Annotated in this window: 7 protein-coding genes; all 7 read right to left on the bottom strand. The window is 41.1% G+C overall.

What is annotated here, in order from left to right:
* Positions 1–23: 23 nt before the first annotated feature.
* The gene (locus U859_RS0112120; RefSeq protein ID WP_025143635.1) at positions 24–1,856 is read right to left on the bottom strand and encodes a hypothetical protein; all 1,833 of its coding nucleotides are present in this window, start codon (positions 1,854–1,856) and stop codon (positions 24–26) included.
* Positions 1,857–2,019: 163 nt separating this feature from the next.
* Positions 2,020–2,946 (bottom strand): glycoside hydrolase family 43 protein, encoded by a 927-nt coding sequence (locus U859_RS0112115; protein WP_240183041.1) that lies wholly within the window; start codon positions 2,944–2,946, stop codon positions 2,020–2,022.
* A gap of 362 nt (positions 2,947–3,308) precedes the next feature.
* On the bottom strand, positions 3,309–4,709 hold the full coding sequence (locus U859_RS0112110; RefSeq protein WP_025143633.1) for a glycoside hydrolase family 140 protein: 1,401 nt from the start codon (positions 4,707–4,709) through the stop codon (positions 3,309–3,311).
* A gap of 203 nt (positions 4,710–4,912) precedes the next feature.
* Complete coding sequence (locus U859_RS0112105; protein WP_025143632.1) at positions 4,913–8,074, bottom strand: DUF6298 domain-containing protein; 3,162 nt, start codon at positions 8,072–8,074, stop codon at positions 4,913–4,915.
* A 155-nt stretch (positions 8,075–8,229) separates the two neighbouring features.
* Positions 8,230–9,861, bottom strand: coding sequence for a polysaccharide lyase (locus U859_RS0112100; protein WP_025143631.1), 1,632 nt, complete (start codon positions 9,859–9,861; stop codon positions 8,230–8,232).
* A gap of 1 nt (position 9,862) precedes the next feature.
* Entirely contained in the window at positions 9,863–11,518 is a 1,656-nt protein-coding gene (locus tag U859_RS0112095) for a polysaccharide lyase family 1 protein (protein ID WP_025143630.1), read from the bottom strand.
* A 398-nt stretch (positions 11,519–11,916) separates the two neighbouring features.
* On the bottom strand, positions 11,917–13,743 hold the full coding sequence (locus tag U859_RS0112090; protein ID WP_025143629.1) for a RagB/SusD family nutrient uptake outer membrane protein: 1,827 nt from the start codon (positions 13,741–13,743) through the stop codon (positions 11,917–11,919).
* Between the last annotated feature and the right edge of the window lie 2 nt (positions 13,744–13,745).

Raw genomic sequence — 13,745 nt, 5'->3', positions numbered from 1 at the left:
CAAACTGAAAACTGAAAACTGTCTCAAAATCCCTCCGTTTTTAAATATTTAATCGAATAAACTGCTTCTTTTTTCTCTGATTCGCCAGCATTTTTTAAATCATAGGTCTGATCGGCTGGAGTATCAACATCAGGGAAACGACGAACATCACCCGTGCGGAAAACAATCCGAGAAACATCAGCCACAGGCTGGAAAGCCAAGCTGGTCAATACATCTTTTCCGTTGATGATTATGGTGTAGAACCGCGTAAAAGCATCTAACTTCAGTTTGATATCATAGCTTTTGCCGGCTTCATACTTCATGAAGTTTTTATAACGTGCTCCGGCTTTTGCACTTAGCGTTCCGGCGCTATCAAAAGTTAAACGAATGGTGGCGGTTCCTTTTGCATCCTGTAATTCAATTTCCAATAATCCAAAGTCGTTCTGTTTTGGTGTAACCGAGAAGGAAGTCATGATTTTGCGGGAGGCAGGAAACAATCTTTCTGCCTTAGCATTATCGAATGGATCTTTATCTCTCAATACCAAAGCGCCATTCTCAACTTTAACAGGTGCCCAAAGTGGACTGTATATATTCCACATTTCGAGTACTTTATCAGCAGGTAATTTGCCGAAATCATCGTTAACATGCTGCGTAGCTTTATCGCTAACCGGTATAGGAACCGAAGAAACCCAGATATCCTCTTTGTTCATACTATAGGTTACCCACAATTTGCCATCTTTTGGTTTTCCATTACCCTCCTCAATGCCACGAACATATTGCGGACCATAAGACTTGTAATTGCCACCATAACGCATCAGCGTGATTTCGCCATTTACCAATAACAAATTGGTATAATCTAAGCCATTTTTACTGGTGGAAATGGCTAATGGCCACCTATATTCTGAAGGATTATACACGGTGGCATAATTTCCATCCGAAGTTTTTTGCCCCCAGATTTTAGCATTGCTGTTTACAAAACCGGGTGCACGCGAAGCGTTTTCAGGCCAGCTTTTGCCATTATCGGTGCTGATTGCGGTTAGGGCATTTTTCCATAAACCCACCACTCTGCCATCAGGTAAATGGTAATAGCTGAAAGCTTTATATTGTTTCTGTAAAGTAATTAAAGGATCTTTTCTATCCGCTTCTTCATTCCATTGTTGCGTCATTAACTTATTTGATAACAATTCATTACAGGCTTCAATGAAAGATTTACTTTTGCTTTTAGTATACAGTGGATATTTTGTGTTTTTCTCAGAATAACCGGGATTGTAATGAATAAAATAAACTGGGCCATATTTTCCATCGGCCTGAATCTCCCTTACCGCCCTGCCGATTCCATGCCCGTCATTAGGATCGTCTTTTGCATCGAAACTAATGGCATAAAAACCCAAAACGAGGAATACATTTTTGGTGGAAACATAAAAACCCATGCGTTGGTGCATCACGGCATCTAAATCTTTTGCTATATCGGTTCTACCCTCTTTTGTCGTTCCATCAGGAATGCGGTAAATAGGGAAAACCACTTCAGGTTTGGTCCAGGTGTAACCATCTGTTGAAGATTGCACTAAAGTTTGTCCTGGCGGGATACTCTCGCCTACTTTATCGCTTAAATATTCGATGTAAAATTTATTGTTCCAATAGGCTAACATTGGCGCATGGTTGTAAGTCCAGCCGAAGTTTTCGGCCAGTTCAGGATGTTCGCGGTTTGCCCTGAATGTCTGAATGTTGTGTACACCAATCACCGGTGAAAGCTGCCCGTGGTGATAATCGGCATTAACCAGAGTTTTCCCTGTATAACGCACGGTATCCTGCGCCTGCGAGGATGATAGCGCAAGTGCAAATGGCAGGGTTAAACAAAGTATTTTAAATATTTTCATTTTTATATTTTGGTCTCTGTCATTCTGACGAAGGAAGAATCTCCAGCCGATTAGCACTTCCTGAAATTAACCTCAAATGCTTATAGGGAGGTTTTCAGAGCCAGTTTTTCATCGTATACAGATCCTTCGTACCTCAGGATGACAGCAGTATTTTAATTATCTTCTATTTCAATAAATTCTCAATCAATTTCTTTTTCACTTTTATAATCGTTCCGTGTTTATGTCCTTCCGGTACTGAAACTTCTGCTGTTACATCTTTAAAAGTTTTAAAATCAGCGGTTTTATAAGCAGAATAAATCTTTTGTCCGTAAGCATCGAAGTAGATCAGCCAATCGTTTTTAACTTTTACTACCGTTGGTCCTTCTGTTAATTTAGGGCTAAAAGTGTCCGAAACATTTTCATACGGACCTAAAACCTCTTTGGCAAAAGCCACTTTTAAATTTCTATTCGGACGGGTATTATCCTTCAGCACCAGTACATAATCTTTAACCGCCCGCTTCACAATTACTGCATCAATTACACTGAAACCAGGATCTAAGAAGAGTTTAGGCTCCGAAAATGTCACAAAATCCTTTGTGGTGATGCTGTACATGCGGTGGTTGTTTTCTTCCTCTTCCATTCCCTTTGCAAAACGAAATGGGATGGTTGAGGCCCAAATGATCACATATTCCTTTTTCTCATCATCGTAAAAGATTTCAGGCGCCCAAACATTAACGGTTTTAGGTTCTTTCTCCATTACCGGAATAAATTTCTGCTCCGTCCAGTGGATCAAATCTTTTGAACTGGCATAACCAAAACCTTTATCGCCTTTCCAGCTACAGGTCCACACCAGGTGAAATGTTCCATCAGGCCCTTGCACGATGGATGGATCGCGTAAAACTTTCTGTGTGCCCACTTCGGGTTTTAAAAAGGTTTTGTTTAAATCTGTCCAATGGTAAGCGTCGTAGCTGTATAAAAGCCTTAAACCTTCATTCGCGGGTTCGTGGAATGAAGTGAATAAATAGGCTTGTTTGGTGCAGGAGCTTAATCCGCATAAAAGCAGGCCAATTATGACGAAACGAAATGATGCTATGGAATTGGGTTTAAACACTGTTTTTTATTATTTCGTTATTTTTATTCTTTAATTATCGTCATTCCCGCGCAGGCGGGAATCTTAAAGCCTATTGTATTACGATTCCCAATCACGTTGGGAATGACGACCGCTCTAACCTATCCTCATCTCGCGTAAAGTCGAAGATTCAGGCGTGATTACCCTTCGACTACGCTCAGGGTGACATCCCTATTAGATTATCACAAAAGATTTCTCCATTCCGTTACACTCCAGTCGAAATGAAGTTTCTCGTGGTCGTCATTCCCGCGCAGGCGGGAATCTTAATACATAAACAAAAGCCAAAGCATTAAGATTCCCAATCAACCCGATAGCTATCGGGTTGGGAATGACGATTTAACTAGTTATATCTCTTCCAACACCAACACCCAATCATTACCATTTGCAGGTTCGCCGGGCGGGTTAAATTCTTTAATGCCTTTATTTTCAAATTCTCCGATTTTTGTGATTTTGCCTGTTTTTGGGTCGAACCAGGATGCTTTTACTTCATCACCATCAATTTTACCCATTTGTACACTGAAATTGCGCCCCGTGTAGGTGTAAAGCAATGCGAATTCTTCACCTCTTGTGGCAATAATCCGATCATACTTTTCGCCGTTTTTACCTGCAACTAATGTTTGATCGGGTATGCGATCGAAATAAGGTTGCGCCAGCATTAAATCTTTTAGATATTGCATCTGTTTTGCACCCGGAGCGTTAATGGCAGTGATCCACTGGTCTTTCGGACCATAAGCAGGTTTTAAATCGGTTTTTTTATACATCTGCATCACCGAATTATGGCCGTAAGTATAGCCAAAAGCACCTGCAAAAACAGACCAATAACCATACCTTCTTACATCAGCATCTGTCCAGCGGGGTTGGGTAGTATCGTGTAATCCTTGAGGAATGTCTTCATAAGATGGTTCTCCATCAATGGTTGGTTTGGTAGGTTTTAATTTATAATCAGCTTCGATATATTTCCAGTTATCTTCGCCATAATGCAGTTTTTCGTTTTTAGAAGTATCCTGATCATACCGGCGGTGACCTGACTGTACCATATCAAAATCACACCATTTAGCCTTTTGAAACCATTGCGATGAAGCTGTTCTTCCCCTTGGGTGGAAAGTGATGAGGTGATTGGGGTCATTGGCCCTTAAAGTTTCGCCGATGGTATTCCAAACATCTGCACCGTCACTTCCTTTAATATCGCCACCATTTAACCAGATAATGTTCCATTTGTCTTTATAACGTTTAGCTAAAAACTCAGAATAAGCCTTTGCCTGCGTTTTATTTACTTTTTTATTTTTTACATTGGTGCCCCAAACCGGAACCAAAGCCATATAAAGGCCTTTTTGCGCTGCCTGATCTACGATATAATCCACATGGTCCCAATAATCGTAAGCCACTGAATCTTTTGGGTCATTGCCCATTGTAAGCATGGGTTTGGAAACATCAGCATGAACAACTGATGAATCTAAATATACATTTCGTGATGGAACATCGTGCAGCAACATCACCTGAATTACATTAAAACCTTTCTGTTTACGATCTTCTAGGTAAGTATTCGATTCTTCGCGGGTTAACCTGCTAAATAATAACCAGGCTGTATCGCCCAGCCAAAAGAATGGTTTACCGTCGCCAGTAGTCAGGTATCTGCCATTTTCAGAAACCAGGAGGCTCTTATCTCCAAAATGAGGCTTTTTCTTGCAGCCAAAAGCGATGCAGGAAACAACAGCAAGTAAAAATATTTTAGATTTAATGTTCATATTTAGTTTAATATATTTATAAATGTTGGTGGGTGTAGACACCCGCCAATAAAAAAAGTGCTGTCATGCTGAGGTACGAAGCACCTCTTAGCTATTATGTACTGCTCATGCTTACTCACTTCCATTTTTAATCGTGGTTAATTAACGTTTTGTTTTCATCACTTCGAGATTCTTCGCTGCGCTCAGAATGACAAAACCCACTTTTATATTTTATTTACAACGATAACCTCGTCGCCTGATGCTACTTTATTTAATTTCACTACGGATCCACCGTTTATTTTCTCTTCTTTAAGGATTTTCCCCGTTTTGGTATTCAACACTCTTACATTGAACTTTCCAGGTGACTTACTTAAATCGAAGTTGATAGCTTCAGTAGAAGCATTATATAAAATATAAGCTTTGCCTGCATTTTCCAATCCGTACTGTTTTGCTGATTTGCCTGCGGGAAGAAATGGCTTCATAGCGGAAGCAAGGTTTAAAACCGAAGCATCTACATCTTTTACATTGGAAAGTGAACCTCCGGCCATTAAAATAGCCCATCCGAAGCTGTCAAAGCTATCTCCTGAATAAATCACTGCTTTTTCAGGAAACTTGTTTTTGTATTCGGATACCGCATGGTAAACTTCTTCGAAAGATGTTTTTTTAGGTTTCAGCAAACGCGCATGTTGTCGTGGAGCTAAACTCAAGCCACCCTGTGGTGCATAAGCGCTTCCATCGGCCTGATAATGCCAATAACGTATGTCGATCAGGTCAACCACTCCGGCGCGCTTTGGATCGGCCAAAATTGCATCCTGAACATCTTTGGTCACACTTAAACCGATAATCGGGTGTTTGCCTGTTTCCTTCTCCCATTCGTTGATGGTATCGATCCAGAATTGAACAAAATGTAATGGACCCGTAAATTCGGCACCGATTAATTGAATGACACCGGAATTTCCGTTAAAATTCTCTAAACATTTTCTGATATAAGCTTTATGGATTGCCCTGCGGTGTTCGTTGGTGATGTCGTAAAACTGTTCGGCCATAAAAATGCGCTTGTCGCCGGCATAAGGCACAGGTTCTGGAAAACCAGTATTATTGATATTGTTTGCGGTGCGCCAGGGAAAATCGGCATAATGTGCGCCAGCTTCAATAATATTGTGCTGAAAATAATTTTCGTGGATCAATACCAAGCCTTTCTGATCGGCAAGATTGGCAAATTGTTTTAATCTGTCCCAATACCAAAGGTTGTATTTGGTGATGTCGTATTTACTCAAACCATCCCAGGCTTTATCCTGTCCGCTACGGGCGAAAGGCAATTCGTAAAAAGGTGCCCAAACTTCACCATCCATGCGTCGAATCCGTTCGTGATCGTCTCTTCTCCTGTCGTACCAAAGTCCATAATTATGATCTAGCACCTTAACCGAACCATTTTTCATCGAATCGGTAATTTCATCAAGATCATCGGTTAAGCCATTTCCGGAACGGCCGGGAACAAAACGGGTGACATGAAATTTAGTGTTTTTTAATCCATACGGACGCGCACTTCCGTTCCACCAGGGCACATCCTGGCGATCGCCCACCATAATTTCATTGCCACGTACCAGCCAGCCATTTTTAATGCTCATTGCGCTTGCCAACGTTGGCTGAAGAACCTTATCTAAGCCAATTTTATCAATATTTTTTGCCTGACCAGCATCTGTCGGGATTTTATTACGATCAGAAGCGGCGTCAATATATTCTGAAACCGTTAAAGCAGGTTTATAAGCCAGTTTTGTGAGTTTTTGGGCTACATCAACAGGCGGACTGCTTGATGCTTCCGTTTCTACCGGAAGAACAAAATTTCTGGTTTCTGCATCGTTACCGATCCGGTCTTTTAATTGAGCATAATATAAACTGCGGGGCTGGATCTGCTCGTTCGACATGTCCCAATAACCGTTTCCGGCAAATTGCGACCAGGTTCCGAAAGCCCAGTTTTGTGCGGTTGGTGGTTGAAAATTATCAACCCTTGCAGCGCTACATTGCCAAAAAACACTATTTGCAGCGCTCCAGCCTGCTCCTTGTCCATCTTGTCCGCGGTTTAAGTAACTCAAGGCTTGTCCATCGATGTTGACGATATCAAACAACACGCCTGATGCCCAACTATCAATCGCACCACTGAAACTGAAAGGTAGATAAGACTGGCATTGAACGAAAACATTTGGTCCCGGAGCACAGAAACCCACTGCAAAGTCGTGGTAGCCATATTCAGAATATAACCTTTGGAAAAGCGTTTGCTGACCTGTGGTTAAAAAGGTAAAACGGCGTTCGCCACCAATCTCAGAAACCGGTGCAAGTGATTTACAATCTTCAACGGTAATTCTTTTAGCGGTTTCGAGTACATTCACGGCAGAACCTGCAAAATGCTCAAAAACCACCTGACGCACCCAGGCATCTTCTACGTTTTCTAAACAGATGGCTGTCCAGCGGTGATATTCGTCTTTAATATTTTCTTTGTGGTAATCTGATTCGATTTTTAGGTTTTCTACAGCCGATTGGGCAATTCTGCCCTCCCATTGGTATTTTGAAACAGTGCCTCCACCGTATTTAACATCCAGTGCAGTAGTAACCGGGGCATCAAAAGTAATGCTTGATCCGTTTATTGCCGTAATTTTACGGTCCCAATGGATATCCCTGGTTCCTGGTTTCCAGCCTAAAGCACTTTCACCACCACCAAATTCGACTGTTTTTAGGGTTTCAATCCATTCTTTAGTTGAAGGACGGTTGATAATGATTTTATCGCCAACTTTAAGCCCGTTGGTATTGGCTAAGGTAATTTTATTAGAGTTTACAGGCACATAAGCATCTGTAATGGCAATGGATTTTTCTTCAATTCGGTTCTTTTTGCCCAAAATCCTGATAACACCAATGCGATCTAAACCCGTGGCAAAAATCCTGGTGCCGTTTTCGCCGATTCCACTTCCGCGGAGCACTACACCAGAAACTGATAATTTTAATGTTCCGGCAACTTCGTAAGTTCCTTTTTCCAATAAAACCGCACCACGCAGACCATCTTTCCCGACAGGTAATTTCGATACATAATTAATAGCCGATTGAATTTTTAAGGTAGCATCACCTTTGCTAACAGGAACAACTACTTTTATTGTAGCGTTGGGAATGGCTTTTTCGCCCGCCATATAACCTGCATAAGAAAAATCTGGAATGCGGTTTCCCTGTTCATCAGGCGTGTAAGCCATTTTGCCATCTTTGCCTTTAAAGATAGGTTTTGGTGGCTCAACAGGCTTTGTTTTTTGCGCAAAAGACAAGTTTGCAACTAAAAACACGGTGACCATCATGGCGAAGGTTTTTAGTTGTGTTGCTTTTGATATATGGTTAGTTTTTGGCATTGATTATTTTGTATTTGTCATGCTGAGGCACGAAGCATCTGCAACCTAATATTTCTGTTTTTGTCTAACCCACTTACGTTTTGGGTGTGGGTTATTAAAGTTTATATTTTCATCGCTTACAGATTCTTCACTGCGTTCAGAATGACAGTAAAGTGCTATGGCCTCACCTTATTAACATCCACCAGGCTATTTAAATATACTTCAATATTCGAATAACCTGATTTCGAAATTTTGGCAGCGTCTTTTGCGTCTTTTGGGTTTAAACCATTTTTAGTTTCCCAGGCATCGGGAATACCATCATTATCAGTATCCACATAAGGTCTACCTTTATATTCAGGGTAACCGCCAACCTGGGCAATATCCGAAATAATGCCTTGTTTGTATGAATCGGCTGGCAAACGGCGTTTTACATAACTTTGTTTGGCTGGCAATTTACCATCTTCTACATGTTCAATTTTACCGGTTGTTACTTGTTTAATAATCCGTTGATCGACTGCATCGCGAACCGGTAATGAAGCTCCGGCATTGGCCAAAACATAAACGTAAGCTTTTTTTGTATCTATGATGGAAATCTTGGCCATAGGTAAAGGTTTATCCGTACGGATGGAATCCAATAATTTCTGTTTATCCCTTTTGCTTTCAGGCTGTACACCACCATCCCAGTTGTTTTTGGTTACTTTTTCGTTTCCTTCAATGATATTTCCGGTTACATAAGCTTTACCAAATTCGTTGGCAAACTTTTTATCTCTACCCGATTCAGGTTTTAAGATACGATAAGAAATCGGTTCTCCGGCAGGTGTAATAGGGCCTGGTTTGTAATAATTGTTGATGAAGCTATAAAATGAAGCATTATCGCCACCGTCGGCACTTCTGTTCCACCAGTTGAAGATCACATTATTGGCAAAACCAAAATCCCCATACATGCCCACCGATGGATTTCTGCTGATGTTTGATGCCCAAAGGTTACGCATAAAAGTAGAATTTAAGCCACCAATTGTACTTCCAAAGGCATGGTTATAGGTATCCAATGCTTCAGAAAAGATCGAATTTTGGATGGTAACATTTACTGTAGGCAATTTTACAGGTTTAGAACCGTCTTGTGGATCATATACATGGCGGTAAATCGACATGTTTTCATCCAGTCCCCAGCTTGCCGAAACGTGATCGATGATGATATTTCCAACAGGATTACCACCAATAGCATCATCTCTTCGGGTAACATCGGTTGCCCCACGACGGAAACGCATATAACGGATCACTACATCGTGAGTATTGATCCATACCGATTCGCCAGCGATACATACGCCATCACCAGGCGCACTCTGACCAGCAATGGTTATATAAGGTGCGCGAATGATCAATGGAGTTTTTAACCTGATGATCCCTGAAACATTGAATACGATAATTCTTGCTCCACCCTGTTCGCAGGCCTCGCGTAAAGTGCCTTTACCTTCATCTTCTAAACTGCTTACCACATACACTTTTCCTCCACGACCACCAAAAGAATAAGCACCCCCACCTTCGGCTCCCGGAAAGGCCACCATTTTTGATTGTGGCAAATCGCCTGGTTTGGCTGCCCATGGAATATAGGGTTTGCCATGTTTGGCTTCTTCATCCACAATGGGTTTTACCTTTAAAAATTGCTGTTCCGATTTATCTTCGATGCTTTTCAAAAGTGAATCAGCTTTCTTTTCCATCGCTTCCGGAATAACCGGATATTGGGCAAAAGCCATATTTCCAATTCCACAAAGTGCGATGATGCTAAAAATTGAATTCCAGGTGCGCATTTTAGTTTGGTTTTACAGTGGAAACAGGAACAACACTATTTAAATAAACTTCGATGTTAGAATAACCACTTTTAGTGATTTTTGACGCATCAGAAGCATCTTTCGGGTTTAAGCCATTTTTCAGTTCGTAAGCGTCAGGCATACCATCGTCGTCAGAATCTTTGTAAGGTGTTCCTTTATATTCCGGATAACCACCTACCTGTGAAACTTCGGTAATGATACCTTGTTTGTAAGAATCGCCAGGTAGTCGGCGGTGTTCGAACTGGAATGCAGATGGTTTTGCATCAGGATGTACCTCGATTTTACCTGTACTTACCTGTTTAACTACGCGGGTATCAACCGGATCTCTTTTTGGTAAAGTAGCTCCTGCATTTGCCAATACGTAATCTTTTGCCTGTAAGGTAGGTATAATACTGATTTTTGGCATCGGGAATGGATCTTTTGCCTTCATCGCTGCGAAATATTTACTCGCCTGCTCGTAAGACATTAAATTTCCTTTTTTATCTTCCAGTTGAACACCACCATCCCAGTTGTTTTTGGTTACTTTTTCATTGCCATCGATAATATTCCCCGCGACATAAGCACGTCCGAAAACCACATATGGTAATTTACTACGGCCTGATTCTGGTTTTAAAATGCGGTAACTGATCGGGTCTTTTAATTCGGTAACGGGACCAGGTTTGTAAAAGTTATTGATGATGTTGTATTGAGCAGTATAATCGCCACCGTCTGTAGAGCGGTTATTCCAGTTGAAAACCACATTATTGGCGAAATTGAAAATTCCGTTCCAACCGATTGATGGGTTACGGGCGCCATTATCAGCCCAAAGGTTACGTACAAAAGCACAGTTTTCGCCCCCTAACGTTGAACCAAATGCATGGTTCCAGTAATCTAGTGCTTCAGAAAAAATCGAATTTTGGATGGTGATGTTCACCGTACCCAGTTTTTCTTCTGTTTTGCCTGTGCTATCGTTGTACATGTGGCGGTACATCGACATGTTTTCGTCCAGTCCCCAGCTTGCAGAAACGTGATCGATCATGATGTTGCCCACCGGATTTCCGCCAATGGCATCATCTCTGCGGCCTACAAAGGTTTCGCCCCTTCTAAAACGCATAAAACGCACAATTACATCGTGTGTGTTTAACCAAACCGATTCGCCGGCTACGCACACACCATCACCGGGAGCCGTTTGTCCGGCAATGGTAATATAAGGTGCACGGATAATTAACGGGGTTTTTAACCTGATGATCCCTGCCACATTGAAGACTACAATCCTAGCGCCGCCTTGTTCACAGGCATCACGCAATGACCCCGGACCGCTATCATTTAAATTTTTTACCACGATTACCCTACCGCCATGACCGCCAAAGCTATAAGCGCCTCCGCCCTCAGCACCAGGAAAGGCCAATAATTTAGATTGAGGTAAATCGTTCGGTCTACCTGCCCATGGAATATATGGTTTGCCCTCGCCTGCTTCTTTAGCAATGATGGGCTTGGCTTTTTCCCAGGCAATGTCCGATTGGTGGTAAGCTTCTTTCATCATTGAATCGGAAGACTTTTTCACATCGGCAGGGATATTGGGATATTGTGCGAAAGAATAATTAGCGGAGAGCATTAATGCTGTTGTGAACAACAGATTTAAAAAGTTCTTTTTCATTTGTGTTTTGCCCGTTAAAGAAGCAAAAGAAATTTAGCTGATATTTTTGATTGTTGGAATTATCAATCAGGATTTTTATAAAAATCGGCTCATTTCTATTTGTGTCTTTGGTTATAAGTTTTGGTTAGAAAGTATATTATATCTCAAAATTGCATGCAAAAATTGGCTGTTTACTGTATAATTTTGGCCAGGTATTGTATCATCTTTTCATTTGGTTAAAATGGCTGTAACAAATCAAATTCATTTTCACAACCGTGTTACAAGATAGAAATAATATTCATATATAAATGTAACATTCTTAAATGAAAAAAAAGGAAACAAATTAATGTTCCCTTTTTCTAAAAACCAAATATAAAAAACCAGGGCGGCGAGCAAACCGCCCTAAGATCTTGAAATACCTATTGAAGCGGATCAAACGGACCACCCCAGGTATTGTTCTGTTTTAAATTGATATTGTTATTTAGTGATACCGTTGGAATACCGAAAAAGTAAACTCCGGCCTGATAAGCAATATTATAGGTATCTAACTGTTTAGTAGTAACCGTGAAGCTCGAAGTGTAAAGGGCATCTAAATTGGTACTTGCAGATGCATCACGTGAGCCCAATATATAATCGGTATTGGTACCTGCACTTTTCAGCGCAATGGTTACACCCAATCTTCTTTTACCATTTAACACTGTTTCCAATAATTTACGGCGTCTTAAATCCCAAAAGCGTTTACCTTCAAATGCAAGCTCGATTTGCCTCTCTTTCATTACTGCACTAACCAATTGCGTAGCACTAAGTCCTGCAGTTAATCCGTAAAGTCCGTCTGCACCTGCTTCAATTCCGGCTCTTTTTCTTAATGCAATAATATTGGCGTAAGCTTCCTGACTCTGGCCAACATTGCCAATTTCAGCAGCACATTCTGCCTGGTTAAGTAATACTTCAGCATAACGGATTTCTAACCAATCTGTTCCTGCATTTAAAAATGTAGCTAAAGTAAGCGCAGGATCTATTGCTTTTCTTAAATATAAACCGCTGGAACTTGCCGAACTTTCAGTTGATGTCAACACATTGTTCTTACTATAGTAGTAGGTCCAAAGGCGGTAGTTCGGATTGGCTGATAAGGGCCAGTTACATCCGTTGTAAGCAATCGTCTGTTCAAATCTGGGATCGCGGTCTTTATAAAATGTAGCCAGATTATAAGCATATTTTGATGCGCCTATATCCTTTCCATCTTTCATTGGAAAGGCCAAAGCCATATCCCAGGTTGGCTGATTTGATCCACCTGTACTTCCTATATATTTTGGAACAGTTGCATTTGGATAGGTATTATTATTCTGTCCGATGTCTGTGGTTCCGGTATTATAAAGCGTTGCTAAAACGGCTTCGGGATTTCGAGGGGTACTTCCTCCGCTACTTCCTTCTGTAGTCCACATGGTTACATCAAATTTTGGATATAAACCAAAACCATTGGCCGATAATGTTGCTATAGCCTGTGTATTGGCGTTATAAGCATCTTGCCAGCGTGACAATAAATTACCAGAATTAAATTCAGGCGAAGCAAATGTCAATAACACACGGCCTTTAAAAGCCTGAGCAGCACCTTTTGTAATGCGACCGTAATCATCATTTTTTGGCCATCTTGCCGGAATATATTTAATGCACGAATCCAAATCCCTTGCAATCTGAGCAAAGGTTTCGGTGGTTGTGTTCCTTGGTAAAAGAGCCGCTTTTTTAGCTTCTTCACCTACTGCATCTAGTGGAATTAGTACCACGGGTACACCTCCGTATAATTTCACCAATTCAAAATACCTAAATGCCCTCCAGAAATAAGCCTGGGCAATAAATCTTTTTTTCACAGCCGGATCTAGAGTGCCTGCATTAACATCCCTGATAAACATATTAATTGTTCTGATCTTGACGTAATTTCCGGCGGTATTCGTATTGCCTAAATCGGTAACCGATTCGATAGTAGCGGTACCTTTAACAAAAACGTTATCCCCGTACTGCTCTTCTGAAAGCGAACTAACTGAAGCACTTAAACCACCAACGTTACCAAACCAGGCCGGTTGATTTTGGCTGTAGATGTAATCGATGCTTAATTTTGTTGTGGTAGAATCGTTGTAAACCTGATCGGCAGTAAAACTACCTAAATCTTGTTTTTCGAGCACTTTTTTACAACTGCTAAACATCAATGATGTAGTACAGGCTGCTAAAATTATGATATAAATCTTTTTCATGA

Origin of the sequence: Pedobacter jeongneungensis (assembly GCF_000633455.1) — a bacterium.
Taxonomy (GTDB): Bacteria; Bacteroidota; Bacteroidia; order Sphingobacteriales; family Sphingobacteriaceae; genus Pedobacter; species Pedobacter jeongneungensis_A.
Note: the sequence above shows the minus strand (reverse complement) of the source record. Positions and strands in the feature narration are given on the sequence as shown.